The 18,369-nt window shown below is 71.4% G+C and carries 14 protein-coding genes; 11 read left to right on the top strand and 3 right to left on the bottom strand.

Annotated features, from left to right (window positions below):
- Both ABZ896_RS15070 and ABZ896_RS15065 read right to left on the bottom strand, forming a co-directional pair.
- A partial coding sequence (locus ABZ896_RS15070; protein WP_360927613.1) for an NADH-ubiquinone oxidoreductase-F iron-sulfur binding region domain-containing protein occupies positions 1-1,607 on the bottom strand: 1,607 nt, incomplete at its 3' end.
- The gene (locus ABZ896_RS15065) at positions 1,604-2,869 is read right to left on the bottom strand and encodes a cytochrome b/b6 domain-containing protein (protein WP_360927611.1); all 1,266 of its coding nucleotides are present in this window, start codon (positions 2,867-2,869) and stop codon (positions 1,604-1,606) included. The genes ABZ896_RS15065 and ABZ896_RS15070, both read right to left, overlap by 4 nt.
- Positions 2,870-3,285: 416 nt before the next feature.
- Here ABZ896_RS15065 and leuS point away from each other — a divergent pair, with 416 nt between their 5' ends.
- From leuS to ABZ896_RS15015, 10 genes are all read left to right on the top strand, one after another.
- Entirely contained in the window at positions 3,286-6,162 is a 2,877-nt protein-coding gene (leuS, locus tag ABZ896_RS15060; protein ID WP_360927608.1) for a leucine--tRNA ligase, read from the top strand.
- A gap of 104 nt (positions 6,163-6,266) precedes the next feature.
- Complete coding sequence (locus tag ABZ896_RS15055) at positions 6,267-7,007, top strand: hypothetical protein (protein WP_360927605.1); 741 nt, start codon at positions 6,267-6,269, stop codon at positions 7,005-7,007.
- 72 nt (positions 7,008-7,079) lie between these two features.
- On the top strand, positions 7,080-7,925 hold the full coding sequence (locus ABZ896_RS15050) for a DegV family protein (RefSeq protein ID WP_360927602.1): 846 nt from the start codon (positions 7,080-7,082) through the stop codon (positions 7,923-7,925).
- Positions 7,926-8,053: 128 nt separating this feature from the next.
- Entirely contained in the window at positions 8,054-9,289 is a 1,236-nt protein-coding gene (locus tag ABZ896_RS15045) for a ComEA family DNA-binding protein (RefSeq protein WP_360927599.1), read from the top strand.
- 176 nt (positions 9,290-9,465) lie between these two features.
- On the top strand, positions 9,466-11,985 hold the full coding sequence (locus ABZ896_RS15040; RefSeq protein ID WP_360927619.1) for a ComEC/Rec2 family competence protein: 2,520 nt from the start codon (positions 9,466-9,468) through the stop codon (positions 11,983-11,985).
- 4 nt (positions 11,986-11,989) lie between these two features.
- A complete protein-coding gene (locus ABZ896_RS15035; protein ID WP_360927596.1) occupies positions 11,990-12,850 on the top strand; it encodes an arylamine N-acetyltransferase in 861 nt (286 codons plus the stop codon).
- Between the two features lie 128 nt (positions 12,851-12,978).
- A complete protein-coding gene (locus ABZ896_RS15030; RefSeq protein ID WP_360927593.1) occupies positions 12,979-13,860 on the top strand; it encodes a YceI family protein in 882 nt (293 codons plus the stop codon).
- 16 nt (positions 13,861-13,876) lie between these two features.
- Positions 13,877-14,122, top strand: a complete 246-nt coding sequence (locus ABZ896_RS15025; protein ID WP_360927591.1) for a hypothetical protein — start codon at positions 13,877-13,879, stop codon at positions 14,120-14,122.
- A gap of 49 nt (positions 14,123-14,171) precedes the next feature.
- Positions 14,172-15,161, top strand: a complete 990-nt coding sequence (gene holA / locus ABZ896_RS15020; protein ID WP_360927588.1) for a DNA polymerase III subunit delta — start codon at positions 14,172-14,174, stop codon at positions 15,159-15,161.
- A gap of 228 nt (positions 15,162-15,389) precedes the next feature.
- Positions 15,390-15,785: a nuclear transport factor 2 family protein gene (locus ABZ896_RS15015; protein ID WP_360927585.1), complete on the top strand. Its 396-nt coding sequence runs from the start codon at positions 15,390-15,392 to the stop codon at positions 15,783-15,785.
- A gap of 202 nt (positions 15,786-15,987) precedes the next feature.
- Here ABZ896_RS15015 and rpsT read toward each other — a convergent pair whose 3' ends face one another.
- A complete protein-coding gene (gene rpsT, locus ABZ896_RS15010; protein WP_360927582.1) occupies positions 15,988-16,248 on the bottom strand; it encodes a 30S ribosomal protein S20 in 261 nt (86 codons plus the stop codon).
- A gap of 231 nt (positions 16,249-16,479) precedes the next feature.
- On the opposite strand from rpsT, the gene lepA reads away from it, so the two are divergent.
- Positions 16,480-18,354, top strand: a complete 1,875-nt coding sequence (lepA, locus tag ABZ896_RS15005; RefSeq protein WP_360927579.1) for a translation elongation factor 4 — start codon at positions 16,480-16,482, stop codon at positions 18,352-18,354.
- The last annotated feature ends 15 nt before the right edge of the window (positions 18,355-18,369 follow it).

Genomic DNA, 18,369 nt, shown 5'->3' with positions numbered 1-18,369 from the left:
CCGGACACGGTCGAGTTCGACGGCCGGACGATCATGGACTCGGACAACGTCCTGAACCTGGAGCGGGTTCCGCGGTCCATGGTCATCGTGGGTGCGGGGCAGCGGCGCACCGCGCGCAGCGCCTTCGCCTCGGCGTAGCGGGGCACCTGGGCCTGGGCGACGGTCGGGAAGCCGTCGGCGCCGAGCTCGAAGACCTCGGGGAGGATGTCGGCGCACAGGCCGTGGCCCCGGCACAGCGTCCAGTCGACGTAGATCTTCTGGCGGCTCGGGCCGTTGTCCTCCTCGGGCTCGCCGCCGCCCGGGATGCCCGTCGGCATCCTGCCGCCCTCGAAGAGCGGCAGAACGCCCTCCACGGGCCGTCCGCAGCCGTTTCCGAGGACATGGGCGGCCAGGTCGTCGGTGAACGCCTTGATGGTCGACTCCAGGAACATCGCGGAGCCGTCCGGGTGCGAGCACGCGCCGCGCCGCTTCACGTTCTTGGCGACCTGCTTGAGCGCCTCCAGGGCGGCCGGGCCGCCGCCGTTGAGGATGTCCTCCATGCCGCGCGCGGCGGCCGGCAGACCGAGGTAGCAGGGGCCGCACTGGCCCGCGCTCTCCTCGGCCAGCCACTGGGCCACGCGCAGTGACTCGCCCAGCGGGCAGGTGTCCTGAGTGATCGGCAGGATCGCACCGGCGCCGAGCGCACCGCCCACGGCGTCCAGGGAGTTGCGGGAGACGATCGCCTCGTTGACGGTCGCCGCGTCGATCCACTTGCCGTGGTAGCCGCCGGTCAGCACACCCTGCGGGACCGGCGGGGCGCCGGCGAGCTGAAGGACGTAGCGCAGCGGCACGCCCGTGGGGACCTCGATCACCATCGGGCGGGCGACCGCGCCGGAGACCGTGAGCATGACGGTGCCCGGCTCGTCGTAGAGACCGGTGTTGCCGTAGCGCTCGGGGCCGATGCGGGCGGCGATGGCCAGCTGGGCGAAGGTCTCGGCGTTCGACAGGAGGGTCGGTGCGCCGCCGACGCCGTTCTGCGAGGCGCTGACCTTGCGGCCGGGCGGGATGGCCGGGCCGCCGTCGATCGAGCGGATCAGGGAGGCGGCCGCGCCGGTGACCATGCGCACGGGGTTGCGCTGCACGCGCGCGCGTAGAGCGGATCTGCGGCCGTTGCTCAGGCCGCGTTCGGCGAGGGCGGCCTCCATGGACCGCTGGGTGGACTCCCGGGTGACACCGATCACGAGGGTGCGGGCACCCAGCGCCTCGGCGGCCAGCAGGGCGCCGTCCAGGATGAGGTGCGGGGCACGGTTGATGAGCACCGTGTCCTTGCGGCAGGCCGGTTCGTCCTCGCTGCCGTTGACGACGACGACCGGCCGGATGCCGCGCTTGATCGCGGCCTCGGCGACCGAGCGCAGCTTCTTGTGGAAGGGGAAGCCGGCACCGCCGCGCCCCTTCAGGTTGATGGCTTCGGAGAGCTTCGCGAGCTGCTCGCCGCCCATGGGTTCAAGAGGCCCGTGCACCTTGAGGTGCATGGGCAGATCGAGTCGCTCGACAAGGTCGAAGCCCGACGTGAGCTGGGGAAGTCCGACCACGCGGACTTCCGGGACGTCGGGCAGGGCCTCGTTCACCTATAGCCTCCGGAAGGCATGTTCCAAGGTTCGCCCGAGCCCGGTGCGTCGAAGTTGTACGAGTCACCGGGCGGTTGTTCGTTGGCGGGACCGCTGTTGTACGTGTCGTTCCCGTTGTACGTGCCATAACCGGTGTTCGACTCACCGGTGTTGTACGCATCACTGTTGAGATAGCTGGCGGTGCCCGAATTGCCATAGGCGGGGATGTTGTATCCGGTGTCCTGCATCGGGTCGTAGGACGACGGCGGCGCCTCGCCGACCGGGGGCGGGGACGGGATCGGCCAACTGCCCGAGGTGCTGCCGCCGTTGTCGACGCGGGGGATCGCCTCCGTGGCCTGCATGTCGGACAGGTTCATCCGGGCGGTCTGGTCGGCGCCGAAGGACTGCTGCGCGCGCGGGTTGGGCGTGACGGCCCGGTAGGCGGCGGCGAACCCGTTGCCCGCGGGTTCCGGGGCCGGGGTGTCGTAGGCGGGGGCCGAGCGGGCGTTGCGGGGTTCGCGAGCGCCCTCGTAACCGGGCAGCGCGGACTCCGAGATCCGGGCCCGGCTGGCCTCCAGCTCGTCGCGGCCCATGCGGTCCTCGGTGCCGAGGACCGCGCCGATCCGGTCGGCGATCCTGCGCTTGACCGGGCGGGGCGCCGCCCGCAGCGCGAGGGCCGCCGTGACGCCGAGCAAGCAGAGGCCGTACATGATGGTGAAGATCGGCTTCGCCGCGCGGCCCGCGTACAGGCCGTGGACCAGTGCGGCGCACCAGGCCGGGTAGGCCAGCATGTGCATGGCGCGCCAGCGGGCCGCGACCTCGGCGGGGGAGGCGAACTGGCTGCGCAGGGCGCCGGTGATGCCGACGAAGATCATGAGCAGACCGGCCGCCGAGCCGAGGCCGATCAGGCCGGCGCTGCCGCTGATGCCCAGCGAGAAGGGGATCAGGGCGGCGATGAGCTGGGTGTGGTCGAGCGCGATCTTCGTGGTGATGTGCAGCAGCAGGAACGCGATGGAGGCGACCGCGGTCGTCCGGTGCACGGCCTGTCCCACGATCCGCTGCTGGGTCGTGAGGAAGATCCGGTCCTGGGCGACGAGTCCCCAGATCACCGAGCAGCTGAGGGAGACGAGGGAGAGCACGCCCGCGCCGAAGTTCAGGAAGTCGCGGACCCGCTCGCCTCCGATCAGCACGATCACGGGTATGAGGAGCAGGACGGCAGCCGACGCCATGCCGTAGGCCGAGCGGCCCGGCTTGGGGAGCGAGCTGTTACTACGAGGGTTCATGGGGGCAACTCCGAGCAGTTCGGGAAAGCGGTCCCGCTGCCGCACTCTAAGCGGCGCCATACCGATCGGTACGACGTTTGAGTTATTGCGTTGTTATCAAACGACTACGGGGCCGTTGTGATGTCCCTTAGTGGTTGTTACGCGAAGTAATCCTTCTCTGTGAGGTCGGTTACCTGTCGGGGCACCCGGTGCCAAGAGGGCATACGTAAGCGCGTCGCGGCTTGCTCAACGGCTGCGGTACTCTGACGCCATGCGTGCCGTACGCCTTCTGCTTAGCGAGCCGCGCTGATCAGTCCCGACCGCCGGTTGACCGGACGGGTCGGAATCGGCGCGGCGTCCCCTCCTGTGTGAGGGGATTTTTCGTTTCCCCAGGGACGTAACCGCCGGCAGAGACGATCGATGGAGCTTTGAGGACCATGAGCGAGACGAACCCCGCTGCCGCCGCCGAAGCGGCCGCGCCGCACCGCTACACGGCCGCCGTCGCGGCCGACATCGAGGCACGCTGGCAGGACTTCTGGGACGCCGAGGGCACCTACGCGGCGCCGAACCCCAAGGGCGACCTGGCGGGCGACGCGGAACTGGCCGCCCGGCCAAAGAAGTTCATCATGGACATGTTCCCGTACCCCTCCGGTGCGGGCCTGCACGTCGGCCACCCGCTGGGCTACATCGCCACCGACGTCTCCGCCCGCTTCCAGCGCATGACGGGCCACAACGTCCTGCACACCCTGGGCTTCGACGCCTTCGGCCTGCCCGCCGAGCAGCACGCCGTGCAGACCGGTGAGCACCCGCGGGTCACCACCGAGGCCGCGATCACCAACATGAAGTCCCAGCTGCGCCGGCTGGGCCTGGGCCACGACAAGCGCCGGTCGTTCGCCACGATCGACCCGGACTACTACCGCTGGACCCAGTGGATCTTCCTGCAGATCTTCAACTCCTGGTACGACACCGAGGCGGACAAGGCCCGCCCGATCGCCGAGCTGGTCGCGCAGTTCGAGTCCGGTGAGCGTGCGGTTCCCGGTGCTGTGTCCTGGAGCGAGCTGTCCGCGGCCGCTCGCGCCGACATCCTGGGCGAGTACCGGCTGGCCTACGCCTCCGACTCGCCGGTCAACTGGTGCCCCGGCCTGGGCACTGTGCTGGCCAACGAGGAGGTCACCGCCGACGGCCGCTCCGAGCGCGGCAACTTCCCGGTCTTCAAGGCCAAGCTGCGCCAGTGGAACATGCGCATCACCGCCTACGCCGACCGGCTGCTGGACGACCTGCACGAGCTGGACTGGCCCGAGGCCATCAAGCTGCAGCAGCGCAACTGGATCGGCCGCTCCGAGGGCGCCCGCGTCGACTTCCCGATCGACGGCGAGCACGTCACGATCTTCACCACGCGCCAGGACACCCTGTTCGGCGCGACCTACATGGTGCTGGCCCCGGAGCACCCGCTGGTCGAGAAGTTCACCCCGGCCGCCTGGCCCGAGGGCACCCACGACGTGTGGACCGGCGGGCACGCGACCCCGGGCGAGGCCGTCGCCGCCTACCGCGCGCAGGCCGCCTCCAAGTCGGACGTCGAGCGCCAGGCCGAGGCCAAGGACAAGACCGGCGTCTTCACCGGCGCCTACGCGACCAACCCGGTCAACGGCGAGCAGATCCCCGTCTTCATCGCCGACTACGTCCTGATGGGCTACGGCACCGGCGCGATCATGGCCGTACCGGCGCACGACAGCCGGGACTTCGCCTTCGCGCGCGCCTTCGAGCTGCCGATCCGCTGTGTGGTCGAGCCGACCGACGGCCGGGACACCGACACCTCCGGGTGGGACGACGCCTTCGTCTCGTACGACGCGACGATCGTCAACTCCCACGGCGAGGGCGTCTCCCTGGACGGCCTGGGCGTCGTCGACGCCAAGGCGCGCATCACCGAGTGGCTGGAGAGCCGGGGCATCGGCGAGGGGACCGTCAACTTCCGGCTGCGCGACTGGCTGTTCAGCCGCCAGCGCTACTGGGGCGAGCCCTTCCCGATCGTCTACGACGAGGACGGCGTCGCCCACTCGCTGCCCGAGTCGATGCTGCCGCTGGAGCTGCCCGAGGTCGAGGACTACTCGCCGCGCACCTTCGACCCGGACGACGCGGACACCTCCCCGGAGACCCCGCTGTCCCGCAACGAGGACTGGGTGAACGTCACCCTGGACCTGGGCGACGGCCGCGGCCCGCGCGCGTACCGCCGCGAGACCAACACCATGCCCAACTGGGCGGGTTCGTGCTGGTACGAGCTGCGCTACCTGGACCCGCACAACAGCGAGGTGCTGGTCGACCCGGAGATCGAGCGGTACTGGATGGGCCCGCGCGAGGGGCAGCCGCACGGCGGTGTCGACCTGTACGTCGGCGGCGCCGAGCACGCCGTGCTGCACCTGCTGTACGCGCGCTTCTGGTCCAAGGTGCTGTTCGACCTGGGGCACGTCTCCTCGGCCGAGCCGTTCCACAAGCTGTTCAACCAGGGCATGATCCAGGCCTTCGTCTACCGCGACAGCCGGGGCTTCCCGGTGCCGGCCGCCGAGATCGAGGAGCGGGACGGGCAGTTCTTCTTCGAGGGCGAGCCCGTCAAGCGCGAGCTGGGCAAGATGGGCAAGTCCCTGAAGAACGCCGTCACTCCCGAGGCGATCTGCGAGGAGTACGGCGCCGACACCCTGCGCCTGTACGAGATGGCGATGGGCCCGCTGGACGTCTCCCGGCCGTGGGACACGCGCGCGGTGGTCGGCCAGTACCGGCTGCTGCAGCGGCTGTGGCGCAACGTGATCGACGAGGCCACCGGCGAGGTGACCGTCGTCGACACCGAGCCCGACGAGGCGAGCCTGCGCGCGCTGCACAAGGCGATCGACGGTGTGCGCCAGGACCTGGAGGGGCTGCGGTTCAACACCGCCATCGCCAAGGTCACCGAGCTGAACAACCACCTGACCAAGGCGGGCGGGGCGGTGCCGCGTGCGATCGCCGAGCCGCTGGTGCTGCTGATCGCGCCGCTGGCCCCGCACATCGCCGAGGAGCTGTGGCACAAGCTGGGGCACGGTGATTCGGTGGTCCACCAGGACTTCCCGGTCGCCGACCCGGCCTACGTCGTCGACGAGACGGTGACCTGCGTGGTCCAGATCAAGGGCAAGGTCAAGGCCCGGCTGGAGGTCTCGCCGGCCATCTCCGAGGAGGAGCTGGAGAAGGCCGCGCTGGCCGACGAGAAGGTCGTGGCGGCGCTGGACGGGGCGGGGATCCGCAAGGTGATCGTGCGGGCGCCGAAGCTGGTGAACATCGTCACGGGGTGATCCCCTAAGGGCAGGTTCGGGGTTTTTCTGGAACTCCGGGCCTGCCCTTTGCGTTTACCTTGGAAGAGCGGCGCGGGGCGTGCCGTGCCGTCCGAGGAGGAGTCGTGGAAGCAGTGATCGCAATCGTGGCCCTGCTCTTCGTGCTCTTCATGGTCCTCGGCGTCTATGCCACGGTGAAGGTCGTCGGCGCCGCCAAGCGCGGAGTGGACCGCACCATCACCCAGGCCCGGCGCACGGTCGAGGACCACACCCTGCGCGCCAAGTCCTTCGCCCAGCTCGGCCCGGCGGGCGAACTGGCCCAGCTGCGGCTGAAGCTGCGCACCTCCATGCGGGCCACCCAGGACGCGCTGCACGCGGGCGTCGCCGAGGACGAGTCCCTCAAGGAGTCCCTCGGCCTCTTCCAGCGGCTCAGCGCCCACGGCCACGAGCTGGACGGCGAGCTCAAGCGCCTGGAGTCCGAGCCGGACCGGGCGACCCTCGCCGAGCGCCTGCCCGGCCTGCGGGAGCGCACCGAGCGGATCACGCAGTCGGCGGACTCCCTGCGCTGGGCGGCCCGCGACCGGGCCCGCCGGTTCGCCGACGACGACCTGGACGCGCTGAGCGCGCAGATCGACGTCGAGTCCGGCGCCCTGCGGCACTGGACGACCACCCAGACGCCCGCGCCGCCCCCGTGGCCGGAGGCCGGCGCCGCCGAGGGCGCCGCGGAGCCCGCGAAAGAGCAGACCTGGACCGACCCGCCCCGCTCCCGTACGGCCGAGGAGCCGACGCGGCCCGCCATCACTCCGCAGGGCCCGCGTCCCGCCTACCCCTGGCAGAGGAAACCCCGTCCCGAGAGCACGACTTGATCCGGTCAAGGACTGGCCAGGCGGACGGGGCCGGGCTGCCGCCCCGACGCTACGGCAGGTAACCTCCAGCTCATGTCCCGCCATGTCGCGATCGTCACGGATTCAACGGCCTACCTGCCGCAGGGGACGATGGAGCGTCACGGCATCACGGCGGTGCCGCTGACCGTGGTGGTCGGCGGCCGGGCGCTGGAGGAGGGCACCGAGATCTCGACCCGCTCGCTGGCCCAGGCACTCCAGAAGCGGCGGCCCGTCACCACCTCGCGACCCAGCCCCCAGCTCTTCGCCGAGCACTACCGCAAGGTCGCCGAGTCCGGCGCCACCGGCATCGTCTCCCTGCACCTGTCCGCCGAGCTCTCCGGGACCTACGACGCGGCCGTCCTGGCGGCGCGCGAGGCGCCGGTGCCGGTGCGGGTCGTCGACACCGGCATGATCGCGATGGCCCTCGGCTTCTGCGCGCTCGCCGCCGCCGAGGCCGCGGAGGCCGGGGGCACGGTGGACGAGGCGGTCACCGCGGCGGAGAAGCGGGCCGCGGGCACGTCCGCCTACTTCTACGTCGACACCCTCGACTATCTGCGGCGCGGCGGGCGGATCGGGGCGGCGCAGGCCCTCCTCGGGTCGGCGCTGGCGGTGAAGCCGCTGCTGAAGCTCGACGGGGGGCGGATCGAGCCGCTGGAGAAGGTGCGGACGGCTTCGAGGGCCATCGCGCGTCTCGAGGAGATCGCGGCGGACCGGGCGGGCAGCGCGCCGGTCGACATCGCGGTGCACCATCTGTCGGCGCCGGACCGGGCGTCGGCGCTGGCGGATCGGTTGCGGGGGCGGGTCGTGGGGCTGGCGGATCTGCATGTGAGCGAGGTCGGGGCGGTGATCGGGGCGCATACCGGGCCCGGGTTGTTGGGGGTTGTGGTCTCGCCTCGGTGAGGGGTGGTGGGCGCCCCGGTGCGGGGTGATCACTCGTGTGGGTGGCGGAGTTTTCCACAACTGGGGAGTAATCCCCGGGAATTGAGCATGATCATCGCGGGGGCCGGGGTGTGCTCCATCCTCGGCGCATGGCACTTCGATCACGTTCACGCACAGCGACCGCGACCAGTGGGCCGGGCCGTGGGCCCCGCTCCGACGGGCGCTCCCGCCATCGGCGTCCGCCGGGGGCGCGGGAGCGGGGCCGTCCACGGCATGCCGCGTCGGCGGAGGAACTCCGTCGGAGGGCGGAGGTGCTTTTTGCGGAGCGGGCGGGGGGTGTGCACCCGGGGTCGGGTGTTGACGTGGGCGGGGTTGGTGAAGGGGGTTCGTCAGGCGGGGAGGGGCCGCCGGGCGTTGACGCTCGGGAGATTCGGGAGGCTTGGTCGTCGGGGGGCGGGCGGTTGTCCGGGGAGGCTTGGCCCTCCGAGGACGAGGGATCGGCTCGTGAAGTTCGGCCCTCCGCTGACGGGGTGCCGGCTCGCGACGCTCGGCCGTCGGGAGGGCGGCGGTGGGGGCTGGACGCTTCGGGTTCTTCGGGTTCTGGGGAGCGGCGGTCGTTCCGGGACGATGGGGTGGAGGCGTGGCCCGGGGCTCCTTCGGGGCTTGGGGGCTGGCGGGAGCGGGTTGGGCCTGCTCTGCGGGAGCGGTTGCCCGTGTGGGTGCAGGCCCGGTGCGGGCTGGAGCGGCGGAACGTGGTCGCGCTCTCGGTGCTGCTCGTCGTCGCCGCGGTCTTCGCCGCCCAGCACTTCTGGACCGGCCGGCCCCAGTCTGTCCAAGCGCCCGAAGTGGTGCGCGCGGCCGCTCCGTTCGGGGAGGGCGGGCAGGGGAAGGAGCAGCCCGGGCCGACCGCCGCGGCCGGGGTGCCGAGTGCTGGAGGGCAGGCCGGGGCCGAGATCGTCGTGGACGTCGGCGGGAAGGTGCGTGAGCCGGGGGTGAAGACCTTGCCGGCCGGCTCGCGGGTCGCCGACGCGCTGCGGGCGGCGGGTGGGGTGCGGCCCGGGACGAACACGGACGCGCTCAACCGGGCGCGGTTCCTCGTGGACGGCGAGCAGGTGGTCGTGGGCGGGACGCCCGCGCCGGTGCCGGGTGCGGGCGGCGCGCCCGTGGCCGGCGGGGCGGTCGGGGCGGGCGCGGCTCCCGTCTCCCTCAACACGGCGACCGTGGACCAGCTGGACACCCTCCCCGGTGTCGGCCCTGTGCTGGCCCAGCACATCGTCGACTACCGCACCCAGCACGGCGGTTTCCGCTCGGTGGACGAGCTGAGGGAGGTCAACGGCATCGGGGATCGGCGGTTTGCCGATCTGAGGGATCTGGTGCGGCCGTGAGCCGGGGTGTCGGGGATGGCGGGGGGTCTGCGGGGCGGGGCGGCACGGGGGTGGGGGACCGGTCCGATGTGCACACCGTCTCGGATGTGCACGCGGTCTCTGACGCGGGCGCTGTTGCCGACGCACGTGGCGCCTCCGATGTGCACGCAGCTTCTGGTGCGCACGCCGCCCCCGATGTGCACACGCTCTCCGGAAAGCGGCTCGGTGTGGCTCATCCCCGGCTGGAAGGGCCCACGGATCTGCGGCTCGTACCGCCAGCGTTGGGCGCCTGGGCGACCGCCGCGCTGAGTCTGGACGCTCCGTCGGAGTGGCTCGTGGGGATCGTGGCCGGGTGTCTCGTCGTGGGCTGCGTGTTGCTGTCGGGGTGGTGGCGCGGACCGCACCCGCGCGGGACCGGGCGGATTGCCGTGGGCGCCGTGCTGCTCTGTGTCGCGGCTGCCGCGGTGTCCGCCGGGCTGCACGGGGCCGATCTGCGCCGAGGGCCGGTGCCCGAACTGGCCCGGCGCTATGCCACCGTGACCGCGGAGGTGGAGCTGACCTCCGACCCCCGGCTCACCCGCCCCCGCATCAAGGGGGATCACGCGGCCCCGACGGCCGTGGTGATCGAGGCGGACGTCCGCCGGGTGGAAACGGCGGACGGTACGGCGGCGACGACACGAGCACCGGTGCTGGTGATCGTGGACGCGGGTGCGGGTGCCGGTACCGGTGAACCCGAGAGGATCGCCCCGTCGCCCTGGCTGAACCTGTTGCCCTCGACACGTGTGCGTCTGCGTGGGCGCCTGGTGCCGGCCCTGGTGGGGGGTGATCGGGTCGCCGGTGTGTTGCGGGTGGGGGATCGGCGGGGGGCGCCCGAGGTCGTGAAGGGGGCTTCCGGGGCGCAGGAGTTGGCGGGGCGGTTGCGGGGCGGGTTGCGGGAGGCGACCGACGGGCTGTCGGGGGACGCGCGGGCGTTGTTGCCGGGACTGGTCGTCGGGGACACCGCGCGGATCACCCCCGAGTTGGACGAGGCGTTCAAGGAGACCGACCTCGCCCACACGCTCGCGGTGTCCGGCAGCAACCTGACGATCCTGCTCGCCCTGCTCCTCGGCCCGCCCGGCATGGCTCAACTTGCCGAGCGCCGCGGCCTCGCGCCCCGCCTCGGCGTGTCCCTGCGCACGACCGCGCTGCTCGGCGGGGCGCTCACGCTCGGGTTCGTGGTCGTGTGCCGCCCCGATCCGAGTGTGCTGCGGGCCGCGGCCTGCGGGGCGGTCGCGCTGCTCGCCCTCGCGACCGGGCGCCGCAGGTCACTGATCCCGGCGCTGGCGACGGCCGTCCTGCTGCTGGTGCTGTACGACCCGTGGCTGGCCCGCAGTTACGGCTTCCTGCTCTCCGTGCTGGCCACCGGCGCCCTCCTCACGCTCGCGCCGAGATGGGGCGCGGCCCTGCGCCGGCGTGGGGTGCCGCCCCGGCTCGCGGAGGCGTTGGGGGCCGCGGCCGCCGCGCAGGCGCTGTGCGCTCCCGTGGTCGCGGTGCTGTCGGCGCGGGTGAGCCTGGTGGCGGTGCCGTGCAATCTGCTCGTGGAGTTCGCGGTCGCGCCGGCGACGGTACTGGGCTTCGCGGCGCTGGCGGCGGCGCCCGTGGCGATGCCGGTGGCGAAGGGGCTTGCCTGGTGCGCGAGTTGGCCCGCGGGGTGGATCGCGGATGTCGCCCGCACGGGGGCGGCGCTGCCCGGCGGGGGTGTGGACTGGCCGGGGAGCTGGACCGGGGCGCTGCTGCTGGCGCTGGTCACGGGGGTCGTGCTGCTCGTCGGGCGACGGCTGCTGAGGCATCCCTGGTGGTGCGTCGGCTGTGCGGTGCTGTTCGTGCTGGCGGTGGTGCAGCCGCTCCCGCTGACCCGGGTGGTCACCGGCTGGCCGCCCCCGGGCTGGCGGCTGGCGATGTGCGACGTGGGGCAGGGCGACGCGACGGTACTGGCGGCGGGTGACGGCACGGGTGTGGTGGTGGACGCGGGCCCCGACCCCACGCTCGTCGACCACTGTCTGCGCACGCTCGGCATCACCCGGATCCCGCTGGTCGTGTTGACGCACTTCCACGCGGACCATGTGGCGGGGCTGCCCGGTGTGCTGAGAGGACGTTCGGTCGGGGCGATCGAGACGACGGGGCTGGAGGAGCCCCCGGACCAGGCCGGGTTCGTACGGCGGGAGGCGGCGGCGCGGCGGATTCCGGTGACGCGTGCGGTCGCCGGGGAACAGCGGCGGACGGGGGCGCTGTCCTGGGAGGTGCTGTGGCCGACGGCACGCCCGCCTGCGGCGACGGAGGACGGGCCGAACGACGCCAGTGTCACGCTGCTGGTCCGCTCGGCGGGGCTGCGGTTCCTGCTGCTGGGGGACCTCGAACCCCCGGCGCAGCGGGAGCTGTTGAGATCGCCGGCGGGGGCCCGGCTGGTCGGAGTGGATGTGCTCAAGGTGGCCCACCACGGCTCGGCGTACCAGGACCCGGAGCTGATACGCCGGGTCGCCCCGCGGCTCGCGCTGATCAGCTGCGGGGAGGACAACCCGTACGGCCACCCCGCCCCCAGCACGGTCGCCGCGCTGCGGGCCCAGGGCGCGACGGTACTGCGGACCGACCGGGACGGCGCGCTGGCGGTCGGCGGGGGCCGAGACCGAAACGGAGGTGGTGGCGAGGGCGGCGGAGCGCTGTGGGTGGCGCGAGACTGAGGGTATGAATCCCACACAGGTTGACGCATATCTCCGCCGCCTGGGAGTCCAGCACCCGGCGTGGCCCACCGTGGAGGTCCTGCGCGAACTGCATCTGCGCCATTTGCAGACCGTGCCCTTCGAGAACCTGTCGGTCCACCTCGGAGAGGAGATCGTGCTGGAGGAGAAGCGGCTGCTGGACAAGGTGGTGGGAGCGGGGCGGGGAGGGTTCTGCTACGAACTCAACGGAGCGTTCGGGGTGTTGCTCGCCGCGCTCGGCTTCGATGTCACGCTGCTCGCGGGGCGGGTGTACGGCGAGGAAGGGCGGCTCGGGATCCCGTACGACCATCTGGCGCTGCGGGTGCGGACGGTGGACGGGGGCGAGTGGCTGGCCGATGTCGGGTTCGGGGCGCACAGCCACTACCCGCTGGCGTTCGGGGCGCGCGGGGAGCAGGAGGATCCGGGCGGCACCTTCCGGATCGTGGAGGCGGGGCCCGACGCGGCGGGGGTCCGCGGTGGCGACGGCGGGGCGAAGAAGGCGCTGAAGGGAGGGGGCGACACGGCGGATCTGGACGTGGTGATGGGCGGCAGGAGCCAGTACCGGCTGGAGACGCGGCCGCGTGTGCTCGACGACTTCCGGGCGGGCGCCTGGTGGCACAGCACGTCACCGGCCTCGCACTTCACGCAGTCGCTGGTCTGCTCGCGGGTTACCGAGGAGGGGGGCCGGATCACGCTCAGCGGGCGGGTGTTCAAGGTGACGGCGGCCGACGGGACGCGGGAGGAGCGGGAGTTGGGGACGGACGAGGAGGTGCTGGGGGTGTACCGGGAGCGGTTCGGGATCGAGCTGGACGCCGTGCCGACCGTGGGCAATCCGGAGCGGACCTGACCGGAGCGGTTGATTCGGTTCACACCGTCCTCTTTCCCTGATGTGATCCCGTGTTGCCTCGAAAGCCTCACCAGTGGTCGAATGCATCTTCGGCAACACTGATGTCGAGTCGTGCAGGGGTGGCGTAGATGATCGGCCGCTGGCTGGGAAGCCGAACCAACCGGGTGCAACGGACGAGCCCCCTGGCGGCGGTGCAGACCCCGCCGAGCGCCGGGGTGCTCAGCTGCCGGGTGCTGGACCCGGTCAACGAGCCGGTGCGCAACGCGGAGTTCGCGGTCAGCGACACGATGGGGCGCAGGGTCGTGAGCGGCGGGACGGACCCGTACGGATCGTTCGTGACGGCGGTGCCCGCGGGGGAGTACCGGCTCGCGGTGTCGGCCGAGGGATACACGCCGTACCGGGCGAGCGCCACGGTCGGGGAGAACGCGCTGGCCTCGCTCGGGGACGTGACCCTCCAGGTCGCGCAGCCGCCGGAGCTGCCCGCGCCTGGGGACTGGGAGATCGAGCCGACGCACTCCTCGATCGGGTTCACCGCACGGCACATCGGGCTGGCGCGCATCCACGGCCGCTTCAACTCCTTCGCGGGAGTGATACGGATCGCCGAGCAGATCGAGCAGTCGGCGATGCACGTGGTGATCGACGCGGCGTCCATCGACACGGGTGTCGGGATGCGGGACGACCATCTGCGGTCGGGGGACTTCCTGGACGTACGGCGGTTTCCGACGCTGGAGTTCTACAGCGAGCGGTTCGTGCACAAGGGTGGCAGCCGGTGGGCGATCACGGGGGCGCTGTCGCTGCACGGGGTGACGCGGACCGTGACGCTCGACACCGAGTACCTGGGGCTGGGCAACGGCATGGAGGGCGAGGCCCGGGCCGCCTGCCGCGCCGCCACGGAGCTGCACCGGGACGACTTCACGGTGAGCTGGCAGACGATGCTGGCGCGCGGGATCGCGGTGGTCGGGCCGAGCATCCGGGTCGAGCTGGACGTGCAGGTCGTGCCTCGGGGCTGACCTGGACAATGGCTCCGTGAGCGATGTGAGACATGTGCTGGTGCTGCCCGACCGGGACGCGGCGGAAGAGGTCGTCGAGGCGCTGCGGGAGCGATTCGCGGTCACCGAGGAACCGCAGCTGGTGCGGGACGCGCTGGCCGGGGAGGACGACGCCGAGGACGCGCAGTGGCTGGTGGTGCTGCGGGACGAGGACGGGCGGCTGGACCCCGGGGAGCTGGACGCGTTCGCGGGGGAGTGGGAGGGCTGGCGCGAGGAGCCGTAAGGGGTGACGCCGGCGGGCGTTGTCAGTGCCCCGTGCCATGCTGTCTGCGATGGCCAAGAACACTGCGAACGATGACCTCCTCGCCCCCGTGACCCTCGCCGTGGGCCAGGAGGAGCTGCTGCTCGACCGTGCCGTGCAGGAGGTGGTGGCCGCCGCCCGGGCCGCCGACGCCGACACGGACGTACGGGACCTGTCTCCCGAACAGCTCCAGCCGGGGACGCTCGCCGAGCTGACCAGCCCGTCGCTGTTCGCGGAGCGCAAGGTCGTCGTCGTACGCAACGCGCAGGACCTGTCCGCCGAGACCGTCAAGGACGTGCAGGACTACCTGAAGGCGCCCGCCGAGGAGATCACCCTCGTGCTGCTGCACGCCGGCGGGGTCAAGGGCAAGAAGCTGCTCGACGCCGCGCGGAAGGTCGGGGCGCGGGAGGTCGCCTGTCCGAAGATGACCAAGCCGGCGGACCGGTTGGCCTTCGTACGGCAGGAGTTCCGGGCGGTCGGGCGGTCCGCGACGCCGGAGGCGTGCCAGGCGCTGGTCGACGCGATCGGCAGTGATCTGCGGGAGCTGGCGTCGGCGGTGTCGCAGCTGGTCGCCGATGTCGAGGGGACGATCGACGAGGCCGTCGTGGGGCGGTACTACACGGGCCGGGCCGAGGCGTCGAGCTTCACGGTCGCCGACCGGGCGGTCGAGGGGCGGGCCGCGGAGGCGCTGGAGGCGTTGCGGTGGTCGCTGGCGACGGGGGTCGCGCCGGTCATGATCACGAGTGCGCTCGCGCAGGGGGTGCGGGCGATCGGGAAGCTGTCGTCCGCGCGGGGCGGGCGGCCGGGGGATCTCGCGCGGGAGCTGGGGATGCCGCCGTGGAAGATCGACCGGGTGCGGCAGCAGATGCGGGGGTGGACGCCGGAGGGGGTTTCGGTGGCGTTGCGGGCGGTGGCCGAGGCGGATGCGGGGGTTAAGGGCGGGGGGGACGATCCCGAGTACGCGCTGGAGAAGGCGGTTGTGGTGATTGCCCGTGCTGCTCGGTCCAGGGGGCGGGGCTGAGGGGCGCGGTTCGGGGGTGCCGGGTGAGGTGCTTCGGCGGGTGCGGCTGCGTCGTGGCTGGTCGCGCCCACGCGGCGGAGCCGCAAATCGATACAGCCCCGCGCCCCTAGGTGGGTGTCGTCCATCGGTGCTTTGACGGCACGCCCGATGTTGCCCCCGTCCCTGTGCGGAGGAGAATCAGAGCTGTCAGCCGAACATCGCCGGTCATACGGAAAGGTGGCGGTCGTCATGGCTGAGCATCCGCACGCAGCGCTTGTTCGCAAGGGGTTCGAGGCATTCACGCGCGGGGATCTGGACACCCTGCGGGAGCTGATCGCGAAGGACGCCACGCATCATGTGCCCGGCAGTCACCCGCTCTCCGGGGACTTCAAGGGGCAGGACGCGATCATCGACATGTACCAGAGGCTCGGTGCGGAGACCGCCGGGTCGATGCGGCTGGAGATGCTCGGGATCGCCGTGGACGGACGGGGTCACGCCGTCGGGATGTGCCGGGTCACCGCGGACCGCAAGGGCAGGCACCTGGACGACACGGGATGCATCGTCTTCCGGATCGTGGGAGACAAGGTCACGGACCTCGACGAGTGCGTCGAGGACATCGACAAGAGCAACGCGTTCTGGGCCTGAGCGGACAAGCCGAAGGCCCCGGACACCCCGCCCTGGGGAGGGCAGTGCGCCGGGGCCTTCGCTTCAGACTGTCGAGCCCGTACCCGCGTGGCGAACGCAGGCCGCGTACAGGCTCTGGGTGCCGGTCGGGAGCGGAAGAGAGAGGGCCCGCTCGGGTCCTTCCGGCGTCAGATCATGAAGTCAGATCATGAAGAGGTCAGGCTTAGAGACCCGCGACCTTGGAAGCAAGCGCCGACTTCTTGTTGGCGGCCTGGTTCTTGTGGATGACGCCCTTGGAGACGGCCTTGTCGAGCGCACGCGACGCGGCGCGCTGGTACTCGGTGGCCTTCTCGACGTCACCCGCGGCAGCGGCCTCGCGGGCCTTGCGGATCGCGGTCTTCAGGGAGGACTTGACGGCCTTGTTGCGCAGCCGGGCCTTCTCGTTGGTCTTGATCCGCTTGATCTGGGACTTGATGTTCGCCACTGATTGAGCCTTTTCAGGTTCAGGCACGGGACCGCACGGGACCCCTGCCAGGTGATTTCTTGGGATGTGCCTCGCGCTGAGAGGGCATGAGACACAGCCACCCAGACTACCAGTGGCCCGGCGCACGGCCCAAACCGGTCGCCGGTCCCCGCCCATGGGACCATGGAGGCTACGTATCGATCCGACCCGAGACCGCAGACACTGCGGACGCCTCAAGAATCAGGACCCTGCGTGCCCGCGATCCCTAGCCATGTGCCCGAGCCGAGCCGTACCGACCCGGCTCTGATCCGCAACTTCTGCATCATCGCGCACATCGACCACGGCAAGTCCACGCTCGCCGACCGGATGCTCCAGCTGACCGGCGTGGTGGACCAGCGCCAGATGCGCGCCCAGTACCTCGACCGCATGGACATCGAGCGCGAACGCGGCATCACGATCAAGTCGCAGGCGGTGCGGCTGCCCTGGGCCCCGACGGAGGGTCCCGACAAGGGCACGGCCCACATCCTCAACATGATCGACACCCCGGGGCACGTCGACTTCACCTACGAGGTCTCGCGGTCGCTGGCCGCCTGCGAGGGGACCATCCTCCTCGTGGACGCGGCCCAGGGCATCGAGGCGCAGACCCTCGCCAACCTCTACCTGGCGATGGAGAACGACCTCACGATCATCCCCGTACTGAACAAGATCGACCTGCCGGCCGCGCAGCCCGAGAAGTTCGCCGAGGAGCTGGCGAACCTCGTCGGCTGCGACCCGGACGACGTGCTCAGGGTCTCCGCCAAGACCGGTGTCGGCGTCGACGCCCTGCTCGACCGCGCTGTACGGGACATCCCGGCGCCCGTCGGCGTCAAGGACGCCCCGGCCCGCGCGATGATCTTCGACTCGGTCTACGACTCGTACCGCGGTGTGGTGACGTACGTCCGTGTCATCGACGGCCAGCTCAACAAGCGCGAGCGCATCAGGATGATGTCGACCGGCGCCACCCACGAGCTGCTGGAGATCGGCACCAACTCGCCCGAGATGCTCGGCGCCGACGGCCTCGGTGTCGGTGAGGTGGGCTACCTCATCACCGGGGTGAAGGACGTCCGCCAGTCCAAGGTCGGTGACACCGTCACCAGCCAGCAGAAGGGGGCGACCGAGGCGCTCGGCGGGTACAAGGACCCCAAGCCGATGGTCTTCTCCGGTCTGTATCCGCTGGACGGCTCCGACTACCCCGAGCTGCGCGAGGCCCTCGACAAGCTCCAGCTCAACGACGCCGCGCTCGTCTACGAGCCGGAGACCTCCGCCGCCCTCGGCTTCGGCTTCCGTGTCGGCTTCCTCGGTCTGCTCCACCTCGACGTGATCCGCGAGCGGCTGGAGCGCGAGTTCGGGCTCGACCTGATCGCGACCGCGCCGAACGTGGTCTACCGGGTCGTGATGGAGGACGGCACCGAGCACACCGTCACCAACCCGAGCGAGTTCCCCGAGGGCAAGATCAACGAGGTGTACGAGCCCGTCGTACGCGCCACAATCCTCGCTCCGACCGAGTTCATCGGCGCGATCATGGAGCTGTGCCAGACCCGGCGCGGCACCCTGCTCGGCATGGACTACCTGTCCGAGGACCGCGTCGAGATCCGCTACACGCTGCCGCTCGCGGAGATCGTCTTCGACTTCTTCGACCAGCTGAAGTCCAAGACGCGCGGGTACGCCTCGCTGGACTACGAGCCCACCGGCGAGCAGACGTCGTCCCTGGTCAAGGTCGACATCCTGCTGCACGGCGACAAGGTGGACGCCTTCTCGGCGATCACCCACAAGGACGCCGCGTACGCCTATGGCGTGCGGCTCGTCGCCAAGCTGCGCGAGCTGATCCCGCGCCAGGCCTTCGAGGTGCCGATCCAGGCGGCCATCGGCTCCCGGGTGATCGCCCGCGAGACCATCCGCGCCATCCGCAAGGACGTCCTCGCCAAGTGCTACGGCGGTGACATCTCCCGTAAGCGGAAGCTCCTGGAGAAGCAGAAGGAAGGCAAGAAGCGGATGAAGATGGTGGGTTCCGTGGAGGTTCCGCAGGAGGCCTTCATCGCCGTGCTGAGCAGTGACGACAGCGCGGGTTCCGGCAAGGGGAAGAAATAGCCCCGGGTGTGCCGA

The sequence above is a fragment of the Streptomyces sp. NPDC047072 genome, assembly GCF_040643855.1.
Lineage (GTDB): Bacteria > Actinomycetota > Actinomycetes > Streptomycetales > Streptomycetaceae > Streptomyces.
Note: the sequence above shows the minus strand (reverse complement) of the source record. Positions and strands in the feature narration are given on the sequence as shown.